At 44.3% G+C, this 25,773-nt stretch carries 22 protein-coding genes and 3 pseudogenes; 14 read left to right on the forward strand and 11 right to left on the reverse strand.

The window, feature by feature from the left end:
- Positions 1-215: 215 nt before the first annotated feature.
- Complete coding sequence (locus L3V23_RS04600) at positions 216-1,217, reverse strand: LacI family DNA-binding transcriptional regulator (protein ID WP_102967119.1); 1,002 nt, start codon at positions 1,215-1,217, stop codon at positions 216-218.
- Positions 1,218-1,459: 242 nt separating this feature from the next.
- Here L3V23_RS04600 and L3V23_RS04605 point away from each other — a divergent pair, with 242 nt between their 5' ends.
- The 7 genes from L3V23_RS04605 (at position 1,460) to L3V23_RS04635 (ending at position 7,633) form a co-directional block, all read left to right on the forward strand.
- Positions 1,460-3,220 carry a class I mannose-6-phosphate isomerase gene (locus L3V23_RS04605; protein WP_102967118.1) on the forward strand — a complete coding sequence of 587 codons (1,761 nt, stop codon included), beginning with the start codon at positions 1,460-1,462 and terminating at the stop codon, positions 3,218-3,220.
- Between the two features lie 2 nt (positions 3,221-3,222).
- Positions 3,223-3,651, forward strand: coding sequence for a PTS fructose transporter subunit IIA (locus L3V23_RS04610; RefSeq protein ID WP_102967117.1), 429 nt, complete (start codon positions 3,223-3,225; stop codon positions 3,649-3,651).
- An 11-nt stretch (positions 3,652-3,662) separates the two neighbouring features.
- Positions 3,663-4,157, forward strand: coding sequence for a PTS sugar transporter subunit IIB (locus L3V23_RS04615; protein WP_102967116.1), 495 nt, complete (start codon positions 3,663-3,665; stop codon positions 4,155-4,157).
- Between the two features lie 80 nt (positions 4,158-4,237).
- Complete coding sequence (locus L3V23_RS04620) at positions 4,238-5,041, forward strand: PTS sugar transporter subunit IIC (RefSeq protein WP_102967115.1); 804 nt, start codon at positions 4,238-4,240, stop codon at positions 5,039-5,041.
- A complete protein-coding gene (locus L3V23_RS04625) occupies positions 5,041-5,889 on the forward strand; it encodes a PTS system mannose/fructose/sorbose family transporter subunit IID (protein WP_102967114.1) in 849 nt (282 codons plus the stop codon). Before L3V23_RS04620 ends, L3V23_RS04625 begins: the two co-directional genes overlap by 1 nt.
- A 51-nt stretch (positions 5,890-5,940) precedes the next feature.
- Positions 5,941-7,068 (forward strand): AGE family epimerase/isomerase, encoded by a 1,128-nt coding sequence (locus tag L3V23_RS04630; RefSeq protein ID WP_102967113.1) that lies wholly within the window; start codon positions 5,941-5,943, stop codon positions 7,066-7,068.
- Between the two features lies 1 nt (position 7,069).
- Positions 7,070-7,633 carry a glucose-6-phosphate isomerase family protein gene (locus L3V23_RS04635; RefSeq protein WP_102967112.1) on the forward strand — a complete coding sequence of 188 codons (564 nt, stop codon included), beginning with the start codon at positions 7,070-7,072 and terminating at the stop codon, positions 7,631-7,633.
- Positions 7,634-7,783: 150 nt separating this feature from the next.
- On the opposite strand, the pseudogene L3V23_RS04640 reads toward L3V23_RS04635, so the two are convergent.
- From L3V23_RS04640 to L3V23_RS04665, 6 genes and pseudogenes are all read right to left on the reverse strand, one after another.
- Positions 7,784-8,762 (reverse strand): annotated as a pseudogene (locus L3V23_RS04640) (IS3 family transposase).
- 73 nt (positions 8,763-8,835) lie between these two features.
- Positions 8,836-9,596, reverse strand: a pseudogene (gene fecE / locus L3V23_RS04645) (Fe(3+) dicitrate ABC transporter ATP-binding protein FecE).
- A gap of 2 nt (positions 9,597-9,598) precedes the next feature.
- Entirely contained in the window at positions 9,599-10,570 is a 972-nt protein-coding gene (locus L3V23_RS04650; protein WP_237291940.1) for an iron chelate uptake ABC transporter family permease subunit, read from the reverse strand.
- Positions 10,567-11,607, reverse strand: a complete 1,041-nt coding sequence (locus L3V23_RS04655) for an iron chelate uptake ABC transporter family permease subunit (protein ID WP_237291941.1) — start codon at positions 11,605-11,607, stop codon at positions 10,567-10,569. The genes L3V23_RS04650 and L3V23_RS04655 overlap by 4 nt, the downstream gene beginning before the upstream one ends.
- Positions 11,604-12,527, reverse strand: a complete 924-nt coding sequence (locus L3V23_RS04660; protein WP_237291942.1) for a Fe(3+) dicitrate ABC transporter substrate-binding protein FecB — start codon at positions 12,525-12,527, stop codon at positions 11,604-11,606. Before L3V23_RS04660 ends, L3V23_RS04655 begins: the two co-directional genes overlap by 4 nt.
- 113 nt (positions 12,528-12,640) lie before the next feature.
- A pseudogene (locus tag L3V23_RS04665) lies at positions 12,641-12,928 on the reverse strand (TonB-dependent siderophore receptor); the annotation flags it as partial.
- Between the two features lie 462 nt (positions 12,929-13,390).
- On the opposite strand from L3V23_RS04665, the gene L3V23_RS04670 reads away from it, so the two are divergent.
- Positions 13,391-15,154, forward strand: coding sequence for a lysophospholipid acyltransferase family protein (locus L3V23_RS04670; protein WP_102967108.1), 1,764 nt, complete (start codon positions 13,391-13,393; stop codon positions 15,152-15,154).
- Between the two features lie 86 nt (positions 15,155-15,240).
- Here L3V23_RS04670 and L3V23_RS04675 read toward each other — a convergent pair whose 3' ends face one another.
- From L3V23_RS04675 to hutX, 3 genes are all read right to left on the reverse strand, one after another.
- Positions 15,241-17,325 carry a TonB-dependent hemoglobin/transferrin/lactoferrin family receptor gene (locus tag L3V23_RS04675; RefSeq protein WP_180980363.1) on the reverse strand — a complete coding sequence of 695 codons (2,085 nt, stop codon included), beginning with the start codon at positions 17,323-17,325 and terminating at the stop codon, positions 15,241-15,243.
- A gap of 184 nt (positions 17,326-17,509) precedes the next feature.
- Entirely contained in the window at positions 17,510-18,085 is a 576-nt protein-coding gene (gene hutZ / locus L3V23_RS04680; protein WP_102955389.1) for a heme utilization protein HutZ, read from the reverse strand.
- Positions 18,082-18,603 carry a heme utilization cystosolic carrier protein HutX gene (hutX, locus tag L3V23_RS04685; RefSeq protein WP_237291943.1) on the reverse strand — a complete coding sequence of 174 codons (522 nt, stop codon included), beginning with the start codon at positions 18,601-18,603 and terminating at the stop codon, positions 18,082-18,084. The genes hutZ and hutX overlap by 4 nt, the downstream gene beginning before the upstream one ends.
- A gap of 379 nt (positions 18,604-18,982) precedes the next feature.
- Between hutX and L3V23_RS04690 the strand changes: the two genes are divergently transcribed.
- Genes L3V23_RS04690 through L3V23_RS04715 form a run of 6 tightly spaced genes read left to right on the forward strand, consistent with a single transcriptional unit; the run spans position 18,983 to position 23,525 of the window.
- Complete coding sequence (locus L3V23_RS04690; protein ID WP_237291944.1) at positions 18,983-19,627, forward strand: energy transducer TonB; 645 nt, start codon at positions 18,983-18,985, stop codon at positions 19,625-19,627.
- A gap of 8 nt (positions 19,628-19,635) precedes the next feature.
- A complete protein-coding gene (locus L3V23_RS04695; RefSeq protein WP_237291945.1) occupies positions 19,636-20,319 on the forward strand; it encodes a MotA/TolQ/ExbB proton channel family protein in 684 nt (227 codons plus the stop codon).
- Positions 20,319-20,741, forward strand: a complete 423-nt coding sequence (locus tag L3V23_RS04700; protein WP_237291946.1) for a biopolymer transporter ExbD — start codon at positions 20,319-20,321, stop codon at positions 20,739-20,741. Before L3V23_RS04695 ends, L3V23_RS04700 begins: the two co-directional genes overlap by 1 nt.
- The gene (locus tag L3V23_RS04705) at positions 20,738-21,607 is read left to right on the forward strand and encodes an ABC transporter substrate-binding protein (protein ID WP_102967101.1); all 870 of its coding nucleotides are present in this window, start codon (positions 20,738-20,740) and stop codon (positions 21,605-21,607) included. Before L3V23_RS04700 ends, L3V23_RS04705 begins: the two co-directional genes overlap by 4 nt.
- A gap of 38 nt (positions 21,608-21,645) precedes the next feature.
- The gene (locus tag L3V23_RS04710; RefSeq protein WP_102967100.1) at positions 21,646-22,686 is read left to right on the forward strand and encodes an iron ABC transporter permease; all 1,041 of its coding nucleotides are present in this window, start codon (positions 21,646-21,648) and stop codon (positions 22,684-22,686) included.
- Positions 22,686-23,525, forward strand: coding sequence for a heme ABC transporter ATP-binding protein (locus L3V23_RS04715; protein WP_102967099.1), 840 nt, complete (start codon positions 22,686-22,688; stop codon positions 23,523-23,525). The genes L3V23_RS04710 and L3V23_RS04715 overlap by 1 nt, the downstream gene beginning before the upstream one ends.
- Positions 23,526-23,586: 61 nt before the next feature.
- Here the strand turns inward: L3V23_RS04715 and L3V23_RS04720 are convergent, their stop codons facing one another.
- Positions 23,587-25,743 (reverse strand): TonB-dependent receptor, encoded by a 2,157-nt coding sequence (locus tag L3V23_RS04720; protein WP_102967098.1) that lies wholly within the window; start codon positions 25,741-25,743, stop codon positions 23,587-23,589.
- Positions 25,744-25,773 lie beyond the last annotated feature (30 nt).

A 25,773-nucleotide genomic window follows, 5' to 3' on the forward strand; every position in this document is an offset into this window, starting at 1 on the left:
ACTTCTAGCTTAGTATTCATCAAGTTACCTTATTCAGCACAAAAACAATAATGCCGTTCACTTAAGAAGAACGGCATTATTCTTTCTTGGATATCTACTTTGCTTTTTCTTCTCTACTCGATTAGAAAAGCAGGTCACTTACTTATCCGCAAAGTACGACGGATGACAGTAAAACTACGCTAGCTCGAAGACCTGACTTTATCGCAAGTTTCACCTCAACCACATGAACGTCTCACCACCAGCCTTGGTGGAAACACCACGCTTTTGTATGGCTGCTTGTCACCCTCCATACGAGAAAGAATGATCTCTCCTGCGGCCCGGCCTATTTCTCTCGCAGAAACAGAAATGGAAGTCAGCGCTGGATTGGTATCCGCAGATTCCGCTACATCATCAAAGCCGACAACCGCGATGTCTTTACCAACGGTTTTCCCAAGATCTTTAATTGCTCGCATCACACCAAAAGCGACGATATCTTGGTAGGCAATAATTGCGGTAATTTCAGGGTGCTGAACCAATAACTCTCTTGTCACCTTGGCCCCCTCAGAACGGCTCGCTGAACAACTTCGAATGTATCGTTCATTGAATGGAATTCCATGCTCCATCAGCTTTGACATATAACCACCAAGACGGTGGGAACGCGTTTTCGAGATCTCCACCCCACCCACGAAAGCAATATGTTTGTGACCTTTTTTAATAAGGTGTTCCGTCGCCAATTGTAAGCCCATAAAGTTATTGGTACCGACGAAATCAAATCGATCTTCACCAATAGGCCTAACAGCCAACACAATCGGAAACCCTCGGCTTTGCACTGTTTCTAAAAAGTCCAGATTGGTTTCCATCGCTGGGCACATGACTACCCCACCAGCATTTTGGCTCAACAACGAATCAATGAACTTGCTTTGTCGCTCAACGCTCTCTTCAGCATTAGCGAGAAAGAGTAACGAATCTTGCTCTTCAAGATAGTCGCTCAGCCCTGCGATCATTTCAGAGAAAAATGGGTTGGTAATATCAGGTGTGACGAGCCCGACTAGGTTGCTGCGCTTATGTCGCAAGTTGGCCGCTGCCTGATTGTAAACATAACCAAGCTCTTTAACCGCCTCTAATACCCGCTCACGCGTGGTCGCCGAGATTCGCCCTTTGTTCGTCAATACCATGGACACAGTTGCGGTGGAAACGCCGCAATACTTAGCTACATCCGCAATGGTTGCTTTCGCCATGTTGAGCTCCAGTAAATAAAATTAACACCAGTTATAGCGACTTTCTCATCTGATTAAAATAAGGTTAATCGATTAACCTCACCGATTAACATTTATCATCATGATTATGTGATTAACTACAAAATCACCCCTTAAATCAATGGTTAACAAATGATAAATGTGCAGTTAAACGCATTAACCAGTTTGTCAGTTGATTAACTGAGTGATTAGACTGTAGTCAAATGATTAACTCAAGGTGATATATGAAGTACCTATCTGGTCAATCCAATTATGATAAGTTTCCAAATATAGAAGTGAAGGGCTTTGAGCAAGATGCCATTCGCGGTTGGGACAATATCGTTGAAAGAATTGAGGAACGTATTCAGTGCCAAGATAAGCATATTTTGGTGATCGACACCTATCATGGAGTCAATCACAACGAAATCCTCGACCAACTTGTTGCACCGCTCTCCCCCGCTTTAGTGGTGTCAATGGACGATGCGAAATACTCCGAAGAACATATCTTCGCTATGTTAGAGCGTAACATTACTGATGATCGAGTATTTGGCTTCATTGCACCACACAAGTTGGGCGAGTTCTTTAATAGCGAGAAGCTACAAACTCTGAAACAAACCGTTCGCGATGCTGATACTGGTTTGATCGTTGTTATTGGCCATGGAGCTAGGTTGATCGCTGACGGCGATACCTTCGTTTACGCTGACTTAGCTCGTTGGGAAATTCAACAACGCTTCCGTCGCGGTGAACTTGGTAACTGGGGTGCGGAAAACTATAACGAAGACGTACTGCGTAAATACAAGCGCTCGTTCTTTATTGAATGGCGTGTCTTCGACCGCTATAAGACCAAGCTACTGGCTGACATCGACTTTTTATTAGACACAAATACTGCTTTTGACCCTAAGATGGTCTCTGGCAAAGCATTTACTGCTGGCTTGAAACAAGCTACTACTCAACCATTTAGACTCGTACCATTCTTTGACCCAGGTGTTTGGGGGGGGCAATGGATGAAAGAAGTCTGCGACCTAGACCAAGACAAACCCAACTACGCATGGTGTTTTGACTGCGTTCCTGAAGAGAACAGCCTACTGCTTAAATACGGTGACATTGTTGTCGAAGTTCCATCGCAAGACCTGGTATTAACACAACCACGCGCTCTATTAGGCGACAGTGTTCACGCCCGTTTTGGAGCCGAGTTTCCAATTCGATTCGACTTCCTAGATACCATGCAAGGTCAACATCTGAGTCTGCAAGTACACCCTTTAACGGAATACATTCAGAACGAATTTGGCATGCACTATACCCAAGACGAAAGCTACTACATGTTAGACGCGGGTGAAAAAGCCAGTGTGTATCTTGGTACTAAGTCAGGCATCAACCCAGATGAAATGATGGCTGATTTGTATGCGGCACAACGAGGTGAGAAATCGTTCAATGATGAGCGCTTTATCAACCAATTCCCAGCGAAAAAGCATGACCATTTCTTAATCCCTGCAGGCACTATTCACTGTTCGGGCTCCGACTCTATGGTGCTTGAAATCAGTGCAACCCCGTACATCTTCACGTTCAAGCTGTGGGATTGGGATCGACTAGGACTTGACGGCCTGCCACGACCAGTCCATTTAAACCACGGTAAAGAAGTCATACAGTGGGAACGCGACACCGAGTGGTGTGAGAAGCACTTAGTCAACGCTATCACGCAACTCAACAACGGCGATGGCTGGAGAGAAGAGAAAACTGGACTACACGAACGCGAGTTTATTGAGACACGACGCCACTGGTTCAGCAAACCTGTACTTCATAAAACAGAGGGAACAGTTAATGTACTGAACTTAGTCGAAGGCAAAGAGGCAATTATCTTGAGTCCAGACAATAAATTTGAGCCATTTGTTGTTCATTATGCTGAAACCTTCATCATCCCAGCTCACGTGGGTGCCTATGTCATCCAACCATACGGTGAAAGTGAAGGTAAAGAAATTGCCACCATTAAAGCATTCGTAAGAGGTTAACCATGATCCATTTTATCGTAGCCAGTCACGGTCCATTAGCCACTGCACTTATCAGCAGTGCCAACATGGTATTTGGCGAACTGAGTAACACGACTGCGATCTGTCTTACTGAAGAGGGAGGCATTGAGCAATTTAAACAAAACTTCCACAATGAAATCACCGCAATAGCACCTAATGTTGATGGCATTGTAGTGCTATGCGATTTGGAATGTGGCACGCCCTACAACATTGCCTGCACTTACGCATTCAACCCAGATTTCAATCCGAAGGTTGAAGTCGTAACAGGGGTAAATTTCCCAACACTTTTAATGACGGCAGACTTTGTTGAAGAGATCAACGCCTCGTCCGTTGCAACTACCTTGCAGCAAGAAGCGCTAAAAACAGTTGTCGTTGCCAAGCCAGTAGAGCTGACACAAGAAGAAGACTTTTAAGGAGAAACACTATGGCTATTTCATTTGTGCGTATCGACGACCGCGTTATCCATGGACAGTTAATGACTCGTTGGGCTAAAGAACTCCCTTGTGATGGCATCGTTGCCATTGACGACGCAGTAGCATCTGACCCATTACTATCGCAAGTCATGAAAGGCGCTGTTACCGACGTTAAGGTTTGGCTGTTTGATACCGCGACCGCTGTAAGCAAACTGCCTAAGGTGATTGCCAGCGATAAGAAATACTTTGTCATCGCAAAATCCCCGGTCACGCTGCGCCGAATTCGTGAGGCGGGCATTAGCCTTGAAAACCTCAATAACAAAATTAACGTTGGCCCAATGAGCGCTAGAGAAGGCACAACTACCATTGGCAGTAACCAATGTGTCAACCAAGAAGAAATTTCCGCATTTAATTACCTCTCTGATGACGGTCACCACATTGACTTCAGATTGGTACCTGATGCCAGTTCCTACACTTGGCAAGATGCACTGCAAAAACTGAAATAACGACAAAACAACCTCCACTTTTGACGCGACTTTAAGGATCAAAAGTAGGGTAAATAATACGTGAGCTAAAGGATGACATTATGTTTATAGAAGCAATATTTATCGGGATACTTTGCTATCTCGGTGCCCTTTCCACACCCTGGTTACTTGGATTAACTGGTGGTTGGTACACCATAACTCGACCACTCGTATCCGGTATGTTAGTCGGTATCATTTTAGGTGATATCCAAACTGGCATCATGGTAGGGGTAGCTGTTCAGGCAGTTTATATCGCAATGGTAACACCTGGTGGTTCTATGCCAGCCGACCTTAACTTTGTTGCCTATCCTGCGGTCGCATTGGGCGTCATGTCTGGACAGGGCGTGGAAGTAGCCGTTGCTATCGCTGCCACTATTGGTATTGCTGGGACCATTATCTTCAACTTTATGATGGTGATTAACTCTTACTGGAACCATAAAGCCGATTTAGCGATAGAAGCGGGTGACGAGAAAGGCGTATACATGAACTCCGCCATTTATCCACAAGTCACCAACTTTTTAATGCGCTTTATTCCGACCTTTATTGCCGTTTACTTCGGTAACCAATACATCGAAGGGTTTATGGCAAGCCTGCCAGATATGGTGATTGACACCATGACTGTTCTAGGTGGCATTTTACCTGCTGTTGGTATAGCTATCCTTTTAAAGCAGATCATCAAAGAATCAACGATGCTGATTTATTTCTTAGTCGGTTTCGTTGGCATCGTATTCCTAAAGCTCAACATGGTGGGTTTAGTAATGATTGGCGCACTGTTTGCTCTACTTCATTACAACTATAAACCAGAACCACAAACGGCTAACAAAGCGCCAGCTCAACAGGCTGCTGATGACGAGGATGAATTCTAATGACTGAACAAGACAACAAAATTGGTACTGAGATCGAACCAAAAGTCACTCTAGATAAAAAAGATCTGACGAAGTGCTGGCGTGCATGGATGATGTATAACCTATCATCAATGAGTTTTGAACGCTTGGAGTCGTTTGGTTTCTGTCTAGGCATGATGCCTGCTTTAAAAAAGCTCTACCCTAACCAAGAAGACCGTAAAGAAGCGATGAAGCGTCATGCGTCGTTCTACAATACTGAGCCACAGTTGGGCGCTATCATCAATGGTATGGCTGTGGGTATGGAAGAGAAGAAAGCCAACGGTGAACCAATTGATGGTGAGACCATCAACACGCTCAAAGTGGGCTTGATGGGGCCAGTCGCTGGCATTGGAGATTCAATGATTCCGGGAATGTTAGTGCCGATTCTATTAAGTATCGGTATGGCTCTTGCCGCTGGTGGTAGCATTTTGGGCCCCCTCTTCTACATTGTCACCTTTAACGCGATTGCTATCATCGGTTCATACCAGCTGTTTATGAAAGGCTACAAGATGGGCGCTGGGTCAGTTGAGATACTTGTTAGTCACCGTTCAACTAAGATTCGCGAAGCATTGTCATTGCTAGGAGTGTTTGTCATGGGCGGTGTTGCAGCCAGTTACGTCAACCTAGGCACAGGACTTGAGTTTGTAACCAAAGACGGCGTCGACATCAATGTACAAATGATGCTCGATGGGATTTTCCCGAAACTGCTACCGTTGTTTGTAGTGCTAGGCACTTGGTTTGCGATGGCGAAAAAAGGTCTTAGCCCTGTAAACGCAATGCTTTCGCTTGTAGTTATTTCTTTCATCGGTGTCGCTATCGGTCTCTTCTAACTTTTCAATACTTAGGGCACTCAACGAGTGCCTTACTCTTTGGAACAAACCATGGACTCCCTAACCTATCAAATCACTCGTTGCCAACATTGGCTCACTCAATATGCCCTACCTCGATGGCAAAAAACACAATCCGCTCAAAACGGAATTTTCGCCGAAGGCTTGCTTTCCAATGGACAAGAATTTAGCCACGATTTACTTAGATTTCGCGTGCAGCCACGCCAGGTTTACGTCTTCGCTCACGCAACTGAGCTAAGCCTGATCGACGGCCGCAATCAAGTTTTGGCTGCCATTGAACAAGGATTTGCACACTTTGGCTCACCATCATCCGGTTATCGTTTCGCGCTGTGCAAAAGCAACGACAGCAAGAGTGATGCGACTAACCTATACGAACAAGCTTTCGCACTTCTTGGGTTTGCTTGGCATTACAAACTAGCGGCTGATGAAAGTGGTCTAGCCTCAATGGAAGCCATTTACCAGCACATATCAACACATCTTTGGGATACAGAACAAAGTGGTTTTTTTCTGACTGAAGGCAACGCTGTCAACAAAGAGCAAAACCCTCACATGCATTTGTTCGAAGCATTAATGGTTAGCTACGAATATACCAACAATCCCATTTGGCTGGAACGAGCAACTCAAATCTATCAGTTGTTCCAAACTCATTTCATGCAAAGTGATCATTTAGCTGAGTTCTTTCAGGCCGATTTCTCACTTGATTCGAAAATAGGTACTCACATCGATCCTGGTCATCATTACGAGTGGATCTGGTTACTCAGCCATTACCAAAAACTCACAGACGTTGACGTAAGTAAGACGATTGATATTTTATACCGATTTGCACAACAATATGGCCATAACGACAACGGCCTTGTTAGGGACGAGATATACGCCAACGGAAAGCCACTGCGTTCAACTTCGCGCCTTTGGTGTCAAACCGAGTACTTAAAAGCCTGTATTGCACTTTGGGAACGCGCCCCCACTGACACCAACCGAGCCGCAATCATTCAAGCGGTGGAACACATCTTCATTCATTACTTAAATCCAGCGTTACCCGGATTGTGGGTCGACCAAGTAGATAACACGGGAGAACCATTAAATGAACACTCTCCAGCAAGCAGTTTCTATCATCTATTTCTAGCATTTTCTGAACTACTAAGAATTGGCAATAAGGATTAACATGCATTTATCTATTCCTCCGAGCATCAATTACTCAACAGGTCATATTGATGCAGAAAACGTAGTCTGCAAAGAAACCGTGCTTGGCGCACTTAAAGGCGTATTTGCTAACGAAACCCAGCGCGCTAAAGCTGCTCAGGATCAAGTCATTTACCAAGTAGAGATGCTGCCTACTCAGCAAAAAGAAGGAGAGTTAAACTTTGGTGTTTCGCATATCGAACCGGGCTCCATAGGTGATGAGTTCCACATGACTAGAGGACATATTCACCAACGTAAAGAACAAGCGGAGTTTTATTTTGGCTCACAAGGGGAGGGTTTACTGCTCATGCAAACGGAGCAAGGAGAAGTGTCCATTGAGAGAGTCTTTCCGGGCAGCGTGCATCATATCCCAGGATTTGTCGCTCACCGATTGATAAATACGGGTAACACTCGATTGTCTGCACTTGCCGTCTGGCCTGCTGTTGCAGGGCATAACTACGATTTTCTAAAGGAGATAGGATTTAAAGTTCGTGTATTTAAATCATCGACATCCTATAGCATTGTTTCTGTGGATGATGTTGAATAACCTGAACTCAGGATAAGAATAGAAGGGAACTAAGAGCAAGTTCTACAATCAGATCTTTCTACTAAGAGAGAACAACCGTTGGTCAATTTTAATTGACCAACGGTCAACTTTGGATCAAAGTGATCTGCTACAGCCAGACTGAACACTTCATTAAGCGACATTTTGCTGTTCAAAGTTAACTGAGCTTAGATATCCAAGAGCACTGTGCCTTCTCGTTCGATTATAATCAGTTATGCGGTCTCGATAATCTTTTGAGCAGTACTGACTACCTCGATCATTATGAACGATAACCTGCTCGGGGAATCCGCAACGGAACAACGCCATTGATAGCGCATTACAGACCAGCGTAGCCGTCATTCTGGTATCCATAGACCATCCAATTACTTGTCTTGAGTAAAGGTCAATAATTACCGCCAAGTACAGCCAGCCTTCGCTTGTGGCTATATAGGTGATGTCTCCAGCCCATTTTTCATTCGGAGCCGATGAGCTAAAGTTCTGAGCCACTAGGTTTGGAGCAACAGGCATTCGATGCTTGCTGTCCGTAGTGCTCTTAAACTTGCGTACAGCTTTCGGCGTTAAATCTTGACGCTTCATACTGGCAGCAATGGTTTTAACATTGTAGTTATCACCGCTATCAGACAGTTCTTTTTGGATACGCCTTGAGCCATCTCGGCCTTTGCTGTTGTCAAAAGCTTCTTTGACTTTTGTATCAATTGCCTCGTGTTGGATGGCCTTATGGCGGTGCTTAACCCAGTAATAAAAACCACTTCGGGATACCCCGAACGCCTTAGCCATACGCACAATACTGAAGCTCAGCAGGTGTTCGAGCATAAATTCATAGAAATTTACTTTAGATTTCTCGCGAAGTAGGTGACGGCCTTATTTAAAATTTCTAACTCTTCTGCTTACTCAGCCAACTGCCTTTTGAGTTTGGCAACCTCTGCGGCTAGCTCTTGCTCTCGCTGACTAGTATTGGTGTCTTTCTTCAAGTTCTTCCGCCCCCGTAGATTTGAGATTCATGTAAAGAAAGCTGCCTTGCTGTCGCAGCTACTCCTACTTTATCTGCTAACTTCAGGGCTTCTGCCTTAAATTCAGGGGAATGTTTAATTCTAGTTTTCTTAGTTGTCATTGTTCACCTCGTTAGGATTGTACTCACTTAACTCGGTGTTCAAAACTGCTGGGACGGATCAAACTGAATAAAATCAAGCTACCACACACATCGGAGTGCCAGAAATTGGGTCGTTAAATACCCGAGCTTGCAAATCAAATACCGATGCCAACATGCTTTCTGTCAGTACCTCTTGCGGCTCTCCTTGCGCCACCAATTGACCTTTTTCCAACACAACCAAATGGTCGCAGTAGCGACAAGCTTGGTTTAGATCATGCAGCACTACCACCACGGTTTTGCCTTTTTCATTCATCTGTCTCATAAGTTTCATCAGTTCGACTTGGTGGGAAAGATCCAGATAAGTCGTTGGCTCGTCTAGCATTACCACATCAGTGTCTTGCGCCATCACCATAGCAATCCAAGATCTTTGTCGTTGACCACCAGACAGCGAATCAACAGGCATATCTGCAAAATCCATCACCCCAGTGTCTTGCATAGCTTGCTCAACCAATGCTTTGTCATGCAGAATCTACCCCAATGAGAAAGATAAGGTGAGCGACCATACTCAACCAACTTTCTGACTGTAATGGCTTCCGGACTGACAAGAATCTGCGGTAACAAAGAGAGAGAACGGGCCAAACGTTTATCGTCGTAACTGCTCAATGGCCTGTCGTTATACAGCACTTGCCCAGAGGTAGGTTTATTAATGCGTACCAAGGTTTTTAAGAGTGTCGATTTACCGCAGCCATTGGGGCCAACTAAAGCGGTAATTTTGCCTTGAGGAATAGACAAAGAAAGAGCTGGAATGATGGTTTGTTTGCCGTACGCGACGGATAGGTTTTGCGTTCGCAACATACTTACCAACCTCGATAACGATACAAAAGAAAAATAAAATATGGCGCACCAATGACAGATGTCAGCACTCCTGCAGGCAGCTCAATTGGTGGCTGCAAACTTCTGGCAAATCCATCGGCACAAATAACTAACAGTGATCCAAGCGCAGCAGCAGCAGGTATCAATAACTTGTGGTTATGACCAAACAACAAACGCGCGAGATGCGGTGCAAGAAGGCCAACAAAGCTGATTGTACCAGCAACAGATACACTGATACTCGCGAGCAACACTGCAGAAATGAGTGCAAGAATTTTAACCTTTTGGGTTTTCACACCAAGTGTTGTAGCACTTTCCTCCCCCAGCCCCATGAGATCTAAACGCCATGCAAGCCAAAATGCCAAAGGTAGCAGTAGCAAAAGTGCACTCCAAATAAACGGCACTTGTTGCCAGTTTCTTCCCCACAAACTTCCTGTAAGCCAGACCATTGCAGTGTTGATTTCAATTGGATTAGCGATCAATAGAAAGTCGATACCACTGACCAAGAATGCACTGACCGCAACGCCAATAAGCGCCAAACGTGCTGGTGTTGGCTTCGACCAATAAGCCAATAAACCAATAGAGCCAGCAGCAAGCAAACCTCCTACCATGGCGACTATCGGCAACAATGAAGTTGGCGAATCGGGATACAACACTAAGCAAGCGGTAGTAGCCAATCCTGCGCCCGCACTTATCCCCATTAAATCTGGCGATGCAAGTGGGTTACGTATTACCCCTTGCACCAACACACCTGATAGCCCTAGTCCTGCTCCAACACCAATAGCGAGCAACATTCTCGGCAATCGGTATTGGTGAATGACAAAGTCCGAATCCGAAAAAGAAAATAGCAATGTGAAAACTTGTTGGACGGACAAAGAAGCCGCGCCAACAAACAGCGTGACGACGGATGCCATCAGCATAATAACTACCAACGAGCTCAGTTTGGCCTGATTCATCATAATGGTTTCCTCATTGCAATCACGATAAAGCAAGGCGTGCCCAATAGTGCGGTTATCACCCCTACAGGCGTTTCAGCCGGAAATGCAATCGAACGCGACAAAGCATCCGACCACGTTACTAATGCCGCACCACAAAGAGCGGAAACCGGAATTAAAATGTGATAGTTAAGACCAACAACCGGCCTTACTAAGTGCGGCACTAATAACCCAACAAAGCCTATTGGCCCAGCGATAGCAACGCTGGATCCAGCCAGTAGCACAACCACTAATCCGCAGACCAAACGTGTAATGCGAATGTTGCCACCAAGCCCTACTGCGACCTCTTCACCCAGAGCGAGCAAATTTAAGTTACGCGCTAATCCCATCGAGATCACTAAACCTAACGTCGCAAATGGCCATAGCAGTTGCCATTGTTCGGAATTCACAGCAGAGAATGATCCCGTCAACCAATGCAATACGCTGTATGCCATGTCATCAGCCAAAATCACGGATGCACGTGTTAACCCTACAAGTAACGCACTGATTGCGATGCCAGCTAGAACCAAACGCAGCGGGTGAGATCGAGAAGAGAAAAAACCACCCAATAACATCACCGCACCGCCGCTCAACAGCGCACCCAATACCGCACTGATAACTGTATTTAGCTGACTAAAGATAGGCATGCCAATCGAAGACAGAGCGACAAAACACGCTGCTCCAGCGTTGATACCAAGAATGGATGGAGACGCTAAAGGGTTACGTGTTAACCCTTGCATTAGAGCTCCAGATACCGCAAGCGAAGCACCAATCAATAACGATGCGTAGGCTCTTGGAGCACGGAGTGTAGCGAGTATTTGATGCAACATATTGCCTTCATCAAAATCGAACCAATAGTTTGCTAAATCAATGATACTCAGTGAGAAGTTAGACCAACCAATCATCGATGCGGTATAACCTGACAAAGTCAATAACGCGATTGCACAAACAAACAGACTCACCTGACAATAATACTGATAGCTAACCGAAACGGGACGATCTGCTGTTATCGAAGCATTCATGATCGACCCAGCAACTCTTCAAGATTTCTGGCTATTTCTTCAGCAGCCAACATGCCACGATTCAACGACCACAATTCAGGTGAGACTTCGACTATTTGCTGCTTTTTAACAGCAGTTAGAAGCTTAAATAATGGATTTTGTCGCCATTCATCCATAACATTTGGCTGAGAATAAAATCCAACTAATAGCCAATCTGGATTGGTTTTTAGTAATAGTTCGAAGCTGGTTGGTATGTAGGCATTTTGCGTAGATTGAGCAAGCGGACTTTGGATTCCTAATGTACTCAATACACCACCAGCGTAAGACGCAGGGCTATGCAGCCACATACCTTTATCAGAAACAACTCCAAACTGAAACGTTTCTTGTGTAGTGAAGTACTGTTTGAACGCCGCCATAGTCTTTTCATGCTGATCCACTCGTTGCGTCATTTGTGCTTGTTTGCCAATCGCAACACCGATTTTTCGCGCAGATTCGAGATTTTCTTGGTATGTTTCACCACGGCTTTTCAGCAACAAAGTTGGCGCAATTCGCTGTAAATCTTGATAAATCGCACGATGACGTTCGGCGTCTGCAATGATCAAATCCGGTTTGAGTACAGCAATCGCTTCGACACTTGGTTGTGAGCGCATGCCAACCGATTCCCAAGGCTCTATCTTTGCGCGGACCGCAGGGATCACACGAGTAGCATCGTTATCATCTGCAACACCAACTGGCGATACACCGACTGCGGCAAGTGCATCCACAAACGAAAACTCTAAAACCACAATTCGCTGCGGTATCGATTCTATCTCAAAGGTGCCCTGCTCATCTTGCACACTGCGTGTTTGAGCCATCGCGGTAAATGACGCGAAAATAGTGCTCAGCAGCATCAGCAGAACAGTTGAAAAGTGTTTGATCGTAATTTGTTTCTCAATTTTCATAGTGCTTTCTTTTTTCAATATTAAGTTCAGCAAAATCGACAAGGTAAGCATTTCATTTTTCTCTTTAAACTCAGTGAACAAACCACTTAAAACTGATAAATCAGAGCAAGCGGGTTATTAACCCCATCTAACGCATCCACTAAACGCACAGCACCACGATCTTGCATTTCAGTTTTAGTCACAACCGATACAGCTTGCGGCACATCGAGCCATTCCACATCCGTTTTGTTTCCCGACTGCGGCATATGTTCGGCGTAACCTTCGTACTGATACCCATAAACTTGAATTGTTTCGGTAGCCGATGGACTGGAGTTCGCCTGTTCTGAAGCCACTGTACTTAGAGCCACTAGCGTAGAACTAATCGCGACCGCCAAAGGAGCCTGAGTCAATAATTTATTCATTCAATAATTCCGTTTACTTGTTATAAATTCAACAAACAAAATGAGAACAAATATTATTTGTATTTGCAATATTAATTTTATGATCTATCTTTGTTTACTCAAAAATACAATCCGCAATAAAAATCAACACAATAGGAGTAAAGATAGAACCTTCAGCCCCAGCGCCTCGCTGATAGGCACATAGGGGATAGACGATGAGCTGCGGCATCAGCGTTAGAAAATCCAAAAAAACAATGAAATATAAGGAAGTTTTCTCAAACCATGCTGTTGATGATGCAGTAACTCACTGCTCCGCGCCGGCAACCAAAGTAATAGAAGACCTCGTTGTTCCTATCCTTCGGCCAACAACCAATCATTCATCATTTTGCAAAGAATCCGACATCAAAGACTCACATAACTGCAGCTTAGGTGAAATATTAACCTTCTAGCATGGGCTCATAATACAAGTATTGTGAGGTTAACATGCTGTCTAAAAGCCCTTTTAAATTGCCACGAAAAACGCCGTTTGGTTTAGGTGAAAACCTAGCAGAATGGGCAACGGGTTTAAGTCAACTTGATAAATTCTATGCACAGCGCCCTGCAGGGTGCGACACTCGCCAGTTCCTTCGCTTCACGCTCGAAATATTAGGTATTGATTACCAACTGATTAAAGGTTCACTTAACAACGTACCGCAAATTGGACCAACGGTTGTGGTTGCCAACCACCCGCTAGGCTGTGTTGAAGGTGTGATATTGGCAGAGATGCTCCTTACGATTCGATCTGACGTTCAAATACTCGCAAATCAATATCTTAAAACAGTCCCAGAGCTGGACTCCCTGTTTATTGGTGTCGATGTATTTGAAACAGATAAAGCACGTAAAGCTAACTTACAAGCGATGCGTCAGGCACATAAGCATTTAGAGCAAGGCGGCTTATTGTTGATGTTCCCTGCTGGCGAAGTCTCCCAATTGGTAGACAGCAAACAACGCCGATTGGAAGATAAAGAATGGAGCCAGTCGGTTAGCCGACTGATCAAAAAACACAAAGCAGCAGCATTGCCCGTTTATATCGAAGGTCATAACTCGACTCGTTTCTATATGGCAGGGAAAATACATCCGCTGCTCCGTACCGTAATGCTCGGTCGCGAATTGCTGAATAAAAAACAAACCTGTATCGACATCTCGATTAGCGATCCAATTCACTACAAAGAAATGCAACATCTTTGCGATCAGCAGTTGGTCAATTACTTACGTTTGAACACCTACCTGCTCGGTGCAAAAAAAACACTGTCGCGAGATAAAACCAACTTAGATGACACTTCACAACCTATAGCTGACAGATTACCGCTTGTTGAACTGCTTGAAGATATTGAAGCACTTCCTTCATCAGCACACTTGCTTAGCCTTAACGAATTTGATGTTTACTGTACTCAGTCCGAAAACATCCCTTCTTTAATGCATGAGATTGGACGCTTGCGTGAAAAGAATTTTCGTCAAGTAGGCGAAGGGACTGGGATGGCGTTAGATGTGGATGAGTTTGACCGCGAGTACTTGCATCTTTTCATCTGGGACAGAGAACGAGATGAAATGGTAGGCGCTTATCGCTTGGGGCTGGTAGACAAAATTGTCGCAGCCCAAGGTATTCAAGGGCTCTATTCCAGCACCCTATTTAATTACGATCCGCGCTTTCTAGAAAATATGGGTAACGCTATAGAACTAGGACGCTCGGTGATTGATGAGTACTACCAGAAGAGCATGGCACCATTGCTCCTGCTCTGGAAAGGAATTGGCGCATTTATTCATAGAAATCCTCAATACACTCACCTGTTTGGCCCCGTCAGCATCAGCAATGATTACAGTGAACAAGCGCGTCGCTTATTGGCGGATACCATGACACTGCATTACTACGACAACAAACAGGCAGATTTAGTGGTAGCTTCCAACCCATTACCAACGGTGCCGGCCCAATGGAACGCGAGTTTGCTGACTTCTCTGGCTGATCTTCAACTGCTGTCTCGAGTGATTGCTCGTATTGATGAAGGGAAAGGTGTACCAGTGTTGCTTCGACAGTATCTCGGTTTAAACGGAAAACTGGTCAGCTTTAACGTTGACCCAGCGTTTAATGATGCCTTAGATGGTTTGATCGTGGTGGATTTACACGATGTTCCGATGAAAACTCTAAGCCGTTATATGGGAGTGAAAGAAGCGGAAGAGTATTTGAAAGTGTCGGCATCAACTTCCCAATAACAACCACTTCCTAATAGCAAAATCCCCGAGCAGTAAAACTCGGGGATTTTTCGTTCTTTGTCTTTACTAATAACTAGAATTAACGTCTAGAACTCATACTTAGCAGTAAGAGAGAAGTTACGTTTTGCTTGAGTAAGATCTTTATCTTCTGCACTCAGACCACGGACATCGTTCCAATTGTAATATTCTTCATCAGTGAGATTGAAGATACCAGCACGTAAAGTTAGGTCGTTAATTGGCTTGTAGTAAGCCGTAATATCAACCACGGTCGCCGCATCGATTGGTAAGTAGTCACCATCAATATCGCTCTGTTTCTTATTCGCTGTATAGGTCAGGTTAATGGTTGTACCCCATTGATTGACCGAATCATAGCTAACGCCCACAACAGTATTCCATGGGTTAACACTATTTAGCGGATTACCTTCCCCGTCCTCACCTTCAGTATAAGCAGCTGCAACACGTGAACTAAAGCCTTCAACTGGCATGAAAGCATCCCATGACAACTGATTGGCAAGCTCTACGCCTTTGATGGTTGCTTTCTCAATATTAATTGACTGGTAAACAGCATTCCTTGTTTGGAAGCTGCCCGAAACTAACTGATTATCAATGAAGTTATCGTAATCACTGTAGAAAACCGCGATTTCGTTACTCATTGAATCTGAGTTAAAACGCCATCCAGCTTCATAAGAGATACTCTCTTCCGCTTCTAAATCTGGGTTCGGTTTATTAACGTATCCATAAGTTGGGTTGCCGTAAGAGTAATACAATTCCTCGAAATCTGGAGCACGGAAACCTTGGCTGACTTGTGCAAACAAGCGATGTTGCTCCGTCAGTTTGTAAACCGTTCCTAAACGAGCAGTAACAGCTGAATCAGAGTAGTTTTTATATTCACTGGCATCATTTTGACTTGGGTTCGCACTGGTATCGCCCGGTTTAGTTTCGAATGAGTCAAAACGAAGCCCTGGTGTGACAATGAAATCATTCCAAGAAACTTCGTCTTGTACAAACATACCGTAACGCGTTTCTGCTGCTTCAGGAATATAGAAAATAACTTGGTCATTACCTACAGAGTTGAACTCTTGGTTAGTATTAGCAATATCTTTGTCTGAGAAAGACGCGCCATAAACTAAGTTGTGCTCAGCACTGCCTATTACAAAAGACTTATCAAACTGAGCATCTAGCTGGATGCCTTCATCTGAATAAATGTAATCTTTCTTTTGCACGTTCCCAGTTCGAGTTGATGTGCGATCAGTGATGCCATTTTCTTCTTTGCTCATCCAATCAAGCTGCCAGGTAATTCGGTCAGCCAATAGAACGTCTGCATCCCAAATATGCTTAATACCAACTTGATATTGTTCAGTTTCGTCGCTACCAGATGCATTCTGATACCCACTAAAAGTCAGTGACTCCAAGTCGTTCTTGTTGCGAATATAGTTTCCAGAAAACTCTAACCGATGAGCTGGATTTAATTGGTACTGCAGTTTCACCAATAGATTATTAGCACTGCTATCTTGTTCATCTGGTTGACCAAAATTATCCACTTCCTGACCATCTCGTCGGGTATAAGCAACCAGCGATTCTAAATCACCCATCTTATTTGCTAATGCAATAGACTCACTGAAAGTTTTATCCGAAGAAGAGTAGTTGAGTTTTGCATAACCGCCGAAATCACGACCTTTTAAAATATCTGCTGGGTCTTTGGTTTCAAACGCGACAATGCCACCAATCGCATCTGAACCTTGTAAAGACGAAGCTGCACCTTTGACGATCTCAACGGCTTTAATCATATCGGTATCAACATCAACGCGAGACGAGTTAACAAACGTCGCTCCAGAATCAAATTGATTGGGTTGTGCTACCCCATCGACAATAACTTTGATGCGGTTTCCTTCTATACCGCGAATATTGATACTTTGCACACCTTGCCGAGCATTCGTTTGCAAAGTGACGCCCGGTGTATATTTAAATAGGTCTTCAACATCTTCGACCATATTGTGTTCAATAGCCTCTTCATCAATCACGGTAACTGATGCAGCGGTATCAATCGTTTGAGTATTTAGACGCGTTGCCGACACAACGACTTCGTCAAATGAATAGGTAGTTTCTTCTGCAACAGCAGGCGCTGATAGCAACGCGCCGATAACTATCGCAAGCGGAGTTTGCTTAATCATTATTATGTCCATGTTTAAATGTTAAGTGAGCTCAGTGGTTTCCCTGAATTTGAAGTGCACGAATCCAAGCGACGTTCGCACGCGAGCCGCTTCGAGGCATCAAAATTATGGAAATATTGTTATTAGTTGAGCTGAGATTTCAGATTATGTATTTACTTAGTAAGCATTGGCTTTTAAGTATTAGTTATTGCTCCATACGCTCCTTTTCAGCTTTCACATGCCCTTCTGTTAAATGAACAAAATCGAGCATGTCATTGCCGGAAATAACAAACGCTTGTCCGAACCCTTTAACATAACGTCCTGATTCAGGCACTAAGCGGTAAAGATTGAAGTCACCTAGCTGGCTTAAATTATCGATAATCTCTCCAAATCGCGCTTTTAGCGCGGCAACACCTTGGACCCAATCTTCGGTCTGTCTTTCAACAAGTTCTGCGCGCGTGTCGAAAGTCAGTCTCTTACGGGCGTAAATGTTCTTACATTCACTTTCATCTTCGATCATTAAAATCGAAACATTGCGGTTCGTTTTTAAGTTCTGCCCATGAGCGGCAATATCACTCACGAGGATGTAATAAGCTTTGCTATCAAAAGCAAATGGCGCATAGGTAGCGTTCGGAATACCAGCAGCGTTAATGGTTGCTAACTGCAAGGTTTTGCGAGAATCACGAAATTCACGAACTTCTGGCTCTAATCGACCTTGCAGACGTTCGCGACGAACTTCTTCTCGTTGAACATTTTCTTGTGGCTGACTTTCAATATTCACGCGGCAAACTCCTTTTTCATTTGCTTAAACGCTTCTACCTGCTGAGGGAAAAGCTGACGTTTTTTGTCTCGGCCTACGTACACTTTAAACACGCAATCCCCATCGGAATTGAAGAAACCAATATAGTAACTTTCCATGCCTCGGAATGGCTTACTCACAAACGCGATATGTTCTACGAGATCTAAGCGAAGATGACCATGAAGTTCGCCCTCTCTTCCCATTAAGTTATAGTAGCCGTGCGCTTCTTTGCCTTTCGGGAAATTGGCTTTGGTTTCAAAGATCGAGCCGAAAGAGTGAACAATAGTCGTGACACTTCCCCACTCTGGTAACTGTTCTAAAATAGTCTGGGCGTGTTCACCTGCTACTCGGGTTACCATCTCGTCAGGCAGAGCAAAAGTAATGGCGCCTTCGCTTAACCCCAATTGCTGAGACATGTTAAATACTGGGGTAGAGTCATCTTCCGACAACGCTGCTGTCACTTTGTGTTTTACTTCTTCTTCGGGAAAAGTGGTGTACATGTTTACTCCTAGTTACGCTTTGGCATTCAAGTAGTTACCACTACTATTGAACAAGCCATTCGCCAAATCCCAACTTAAAATTCTTAATTCATAAAACGAAAATCGGATGAGTGGCTATCATACCCACTCATTTTAACAATGCAAATGATATTTGATATCATTTGCATTTAAGAATATTATCATTTTTAACATTCTTTGATAGATTCATTAATGGCTGAAAATGACAAAGCTCCGTTATCTCATTGCTGGCTTAATAGCATGCCTAATACACGGTATTGCGCTGTCGTACACTCCACAGAAAGACACAATTAATGTATCGACTGAGGAAGGAGCACAATCTTTTCAAATTCAGCTGATGACGATTTCTGCCGTTAAGCCCATGATTGAAAAAGAAAATAGCATCACGGAAAAAACAGTAACAGCAACGCCGCCAAAGGAACAAAAAACAGCGGAAGTTGAACAACAAAATACTCAAGCTCCAGCATCAGTCAGTGAGCCAAATACAAAAGCCGCTTCTCTTCTTCCGGAGAAAAGTCCCCCTATTAAGCAGAAAAAAGATCAAGCTAGAAGCAAAACCCCTACTCCAATCGTAGAACAGAAACCACTAAGCAAGCCCGAAAAGAGTGTATCCAAAGCTGAAGAGCACGTTTCCGTTCAACCTTCGAAGGAAGAACCAGCAACACCCCAAACCGAAAAGCGACAGCACACTCCACCAGCACAGGTAAACGCACAAGACAGTAAACCTATGTTGGTGAAAAAACCTAGATTTAACGCAAAACCGACACCTGTGACCTATCCAAGGATCGCAAGGAAGAAAGGCTTAGAAGGCAAGGTTATGATTGAGGTGTGGCTTGACGAACAAGGTAATCAAATCAAGCAATTACTGCTTGAGTCCAGTGGCCACCGCGTACTTGATGAACGGGCCCTAAGCACGATTAAAGAATGGCGTTTTTCAAATCAGCTAGAGCAAGGGCAAGCCATCGCTCATCGGGTACAAATTCCAATTAATTTCCAATTACAGTAGTCACTATCATGCAAACATTAACCAATATTCACAGTCAGCTCGGCATTATGACATGGCCACTTATCATCATGTCATTCCTCACTATCGCTATCTTGGTCGAACGTACGATCTACATGCTACTCAACAGCCGCACGCATACCACAGCGATCCTCAGAAGCATCCATAAACTGGATTTTTCTCGCCCGCAGGAAGTGGATGCGTTTATTAACAATGAACTAAACGGCAAACAACTGATATTTCAATCCATGCGGATGCTTTTGGGTCATCGTCATTTTACCAAACCACTGCGTGAAGAAGCCGTTGGTATCTGGCTATTCAAAAAACGACAGCAGTTTCGTTCAGGCATTCGTTTACTGTCGATGATTGGCGTGATCAGCCCGTTGATTGGACTACTTGGAACCGTATTAGGTTTGATGAAAATGTTTAGCGGCATGACCGACGCTAGCGCCGTCATTTCACCAGCAACCTTAGCGGATGGTTTAGGTCTGGCAATGACCACCACCGCAGCAGGTTTGATCATCGCGTTGCCTGCAATTACAGGCGCACAACTTCTAGGCATGTGGGTTGAAAAGACGCTTGCCAAGATTGAGTACACTCTGAATCACAGCAATCTTCATATTGAGGGGATTGTGGTTGATCCTTTCTCAGGTACTCAAAGCGCATATATCGTTGCCACTGACGAGGTGTTGTAATGATCCAGTCACACTCTCGTTTTCTCGAAGATGAATTTAAACCGGATCTCACGCCGATGATCGACATCATCTTTATTGTGATGGTGTTTCTTCTGCTTACGGCGAATGTCAGTGTGCAAACACTGAATGTCGACATCCCTAAAACAGAAGAAACCAGTCAGCTTACCTCACCTGATAAACCCGTTATCTCAATCGGCATCTTGCACAGTGAAGAGCAGAAATGGGCATTAGATGCTGAGAAGTTTAATGATTGGAACGCTTTCACATCTGCGCTTCTTAAAACTCGTAATCGCTTTCCAGACAAACCTTTAGTGATTGCTGCAGATAAAAAAGCAGATGTGGAATCCTTGCTCAACCTGTTTTCATTCATGCAAAAACACCAAATTCCCGCCACAAATATCGTTATGGAAGAACAACAATGAAAAAACTCGCTTTGGCATTCAGTCTATTTTTATCGATTCCTTTTTTATCAATGGAATCGGCTTATGCTCAACAAGAAACACAGGCAAATAATCGCATCATTAGTGCGGGCTCAAGCATTACCGAACTACTGATTGCGTTAGGTGCAAAAGATCAGCTTATCGCCGTGGATGTGACAAGCCGAAAATACAACGCTGACGAAGCTTTGCCTCAAGTAGGGTATCACCGCCAGTTATCTGCTGAAGGATTAATGGCTCTTTCTCCGACTCATTTAATTGGCTCTCATGAAATGGGACCGGAGAACACCTTAACGCTTTTAAAAAGTGGCGGCATAAAAGTCGAGACAGTGCCTTCGGGAGATACAGAAGAAGACCTATTTGGCCGTATCGATAAAATCGCGCAAATCACAGGAACGCAAGAGAAAGCAAAAGCACTCAAAGCATCCATTGATAAGCAACTAAATGAGCTGAAATCTCGCAAGCTTGAGCATCAACCCAAAGTACTATTTGCCATGCTGACCAAAGGTAGACCAGCCACCATCGCAGGCGATCAAACCACCATCGACGTGATCATCAACCTTGCTGGTGGTCAGAATCCAGCGAAATCCGAAATGAGTTCATACAAACCACTAACCGCAGAAGCCATCGTACAAATGCAGCCTGATTTCTTGTTGGTCAGCACTCGTGCTTGGGAAGCATTAGGTGGGCATGAAGGCATTCTAAAAGAGTTCCCTCTTCTTGCGGCTACACCTGTTGCAGGCAAAGACCGCATTATTCCTGTCAGCAGTAGCGCCATCATTGGGGGCTTTGGACTTGAAAGTTTAGAGCTGACCGACAAGCTGTATAAAACATTCCAGACGTTCAATTAAGTCGAGTCTCACGCTCATCAAAACGAAGAAAAACAACAATGACAGATTCTAGAATGGTTTCAGCCAAGACCTTATGCATCTCATCGGCAGTCGCACTTTATTTGGCCACAGTCGCCTCCATCAGTATGGGTGCGATGAACATCAGTTTATCTGACAGCTTGAAATCCCTTTTACCACTTGGCAACCATGATCTTCCCGCACATGTCACTATGATTGTTCAACAAGTACGTTTGCCTCGTACTTTATTAGCAATTGCTGTCGGAGGGATTTTAGCGATTAGTGGCGCGGTAATGCAGGGGCTATTTCGCAACCCACTCGCGGATCCGGGCATTATAGGTGTCTCTTCTGGTGCTGCATTAGGAGCGGCTCTAGCAATCGTGGGGTTTGGTGATCTTGCTAATCACTATCCAAACTTGCTGTTATTCGGAACGGTCCCCATGTTCGCCTGTATCGGCGGCGCTTTGACTACCTTCGCCGTATATCGCCTTGGTACCAGCAGTAACGGAACTTCCGTCACTATGATGCTGCTTTCCGGTGTTGCTATTTCAACACTTACAGGCGCGGCATTAGGGTTACTCAACTATTATGCCGATGATCAAGCTCTGCGAGACCTTTCGCTTTGGACGATGGGAGCATTGGCGGGCGCCAATCAAAAAGGTCTATGGCTCGCTTTTGCTACACTCATCATTTTGTTTGTCGCTTACTATCGTGATGCGGATAAGCTCAACGCCATGTTATTAGGTGAAGCGGAAGCGCGTCATATGGGCATTAACGTTCAGGCATTAAAGCGCCGTTTAATTGTGTTAGCAGCCTTTGGTGTCGGAGTCACCGTCGCATTAAGCGGTATGATTGGCTTTATCGGGCTTATCGTTCCTCATTTAGCGCGTATGATCATTGGCCCCAACTATCGTTCACTATTGCCAGTAACACTCTTTCTCGGCGCACTGTTATTACTGATTTCCGATATGCTGGCTCGAACGGTGGTCGAGCCTTTAGATATGCCTGTTGGGATTGTCACCGCATTGCTTGGTGCACCTTTCTTTGTTTGGCTTTTGATTAAGCAAAAGGGGCGAATCTGATGCTGTCTCTCTTATCCTCGAAATTTACCTCATCAAACGCAGTGCAAGAATCGATTGAATACTCCGGTATTGAAACAGTCGAGATACGCCATTTGTCCGTGACTCTTGGTGATCAAAAAATACTGGATGATATTGACCTTACTCTGAATCGTGGAGAGTTTACCGTTCTGCTTGGTCCAAATGGCACTGGTAAAAGTACCTTGTTAAAAGCACTAACAGGTGAAATCAACACAAAAGGCGAGTTCGCACTCTTTGGTCAAAAACGAGATTCATGGCCAGCACCTTTGCTGGCAAAACATTTGGGTGTATTGCCACAAAGCAGTTCTCTATCGTTTAACTTTATGGCTAAAGAAGTGATTGAGTTGGGCGGTATTGGGTTAACGATGTCTAATCGGCAACTTGAAGATGTGGTGGCAAAATACATGTGTGAAACGGATGTTGAGCACCTGCGTTTTCGCTCATACCCTACTCTTTCAGGTGGCGAAAAACAGCGAGTACATCTCGCTCGTGTGCTCACCCAGCTGGAACAAAGTGATCACAACAAAATTCTGCTACTAGATGAACCCACCTCTGCATTGGATATTCACCACCAGCACACAACATTAGCCTTGGCACGTAAGCTAGCAAATGAAGGCGCTACGGTTGTCGCTGTACTGCACGATCTTAATCTGGCAGCTCAATACGCTGACAGAATCGTTATTCTAAACAAAGGCAACATTGCCGCAGACGATATTCCGGCTAAGGCTCTTAAACCCGAAATCATAGAAGCGGTTTACCACCATAAAGTCGATATCATTGCGCATCCTACGCACGGTCACCCTGTTGTCATTGCGAAATAATAAAACGTAAACGATCAAAAACAGCCACATTAACGTGGCTGTTTTGTTTTTTCCGTGTCGTTTAGAACTTAACTTGGTAGTTAAGTGTGTACGTTCGCCCACGGCCTTTATAATCGTATGCTGCTGAATCATAGTGTGCTGAGTAAACAATTTGCGCACGTTGTCCCCAAGCGGTGGTGTAGTCTTTATCAAGTAAGTTTTGAATACCAAAGCCTAAACTGCCAACTGGAAACTTATAGCTGCCGACTAGATCAAACAGGGTGTAACCTTCCAGCTTATTGTTTGATGCATCTTCATAATCAAACATCGTTTGGCTTTGCAGCTTGACCGCTAAGTCAGAGTCGTACCAGCCAACCCAAGCATTCGCCTTAGAAGTGCTTGCATAACCGGCATCATAATCTTCCCAACCTTTGTCTCCTTTCACTTCAGAAACAACATAATGACCAGAAGCACCGAGTTGAACATTCTCATGTACCCACAAAGACGCCATTGCTTCAAGACCGTAAACACGTTTCTTGTCTTCAAGTGTTTCGATTAGCATGGTTGTTTTGTTGTAAGTAACGTTTTTGTCTGACTGAGAGTAGTAGGCCGCAGTTTGCAGATTGAAATCGCCTTTATCTAAGCGGTAACCCAGCTCAAAACTGTTGGTCTTAATACCGAACATTTTTGAGTCATTGACGTTGATGCTCTCGTTAAGCTGCCAGTGATCACCCACTAAAGTGTAATCACCCTGACCGTAATATTTAGCAGGATCAGCCAGATCAAGTCCCTGAGAGAAGTTTGCCCAAATCTCAGAATCTGTGTTCAGACTGTATACCGTACCTAAATTGAATAGCGCTACCGTGTAGTCTGTTTCGCCCCCCGGAACGGCATCAGCGGTTAAGCCACTGCCGGCAGCAATTTTCTTCTGTTGATTGTATCCAACGAAGTCATCAATCTTGTTCGAGATGTATTGATAACGAACACCGCCTTCAACAATCCAATCATTAGTCAATGAATAGTCTGCTTGTACAAAACCAGCAACAGAGCTAACTTCAACGCCTGGGTAACGGCCTACTTGAGCAGAAGTTCGATTGACCAAATTACCGGAATCATTCGCAATCGTTGAATCATAGAGAGCCTGGTTGCTTTCGAGCTTATCTTGATAAGCATCAATACCATAGACGATATTGAACTTGTCGAAGTTCTTAGCCAAAACAGCCTTAAGAGAAACAACATCTGTAATTTGTTGACCTGAAGATTGGTAGTATGGAGTGAAAGTTTGATCTTCTTTACGGTAAGACGCTTCCGCGATCAACTGATGCCCAAGAACTTGTTCATCAATATAAGAAGCACTGAGCATAATGCGTTCAGTTCCATGTTCGCGGTCAGAATCAAAACCATTACGAACATCAACAAAATCACGGCCAACAATGTAAAGACCATACGGTGAATCTTGCTGGCTATCGTAATATTGAGCCAGCAAGTTCACTTTCTTAGTTTCCGAAACGTTGATACCGACTGTGGTTAGAAAATCTACGGTCTGGTTAAACTGCAATGACCCTTGTGAGATATCAGGAGTCGCAATCGTACCATTGCTATCAAAAACTCCCTGAGTTTCGGTATAAACGACAGAGGAACGAGCTTGAACGGTTTCATTACCACCTGAAATCGATTGAGCCACCTTGTAATCAAAGTCTTCACTAGAGTTGAGCCCCGATGTGCCCCCCACAAACGATTCAAATTCCAGCTCTTCACTTTGTGCTTTTTTAGTAATGATATTAATCACACCGCCAGAAGCACCTGCACCATAAATAGAGGTTGCTCCTGAGAGCACTTCAATACGATCAATATTAAATGGATCAATCGAGTCTAATTGGCGACTGATTTGACGTGAAGATTGCAACGAAACACCGTCGATGATCACGAGCATTGCACGTCCACGTAAGTTTTGACCAAAGTTGGTACGTGCGCCACTGCTGACATCGAGTGATGGAATCGCCGAAGCTAAAATGTCCCCTAAAGTCTTACCACCTCGGTACTCCTGTTCTATTTTCTCAGCATCGATATACCAAACCGTGCCAGGAATATCGCTGATCGCTTTAGGAGTGCGATTAGAGACCACCACCATTTTCTCTTGTGTTGTGATCTGTTGTGCTTGGGCTGTAAACACTGTAGTGACAGAAGCTATTGCTAACGCAATAGTAGACAGAGGAAACTTCCTTTTACTCGCTTTCATTATTTTCTCTTTGTTTATCAATATAAAGCT

It is taken from the genome of Vibrio sp. A1-b2 (assembly GCF_021726015.1).
Taxonomy (GTDB): domain Bacteria; phylum Pseudomonadota; class Gammaproteobacteria; order Enterobacterales; family Vibrionaceae; genus Vibrio; species Vibrio diazotrophicus.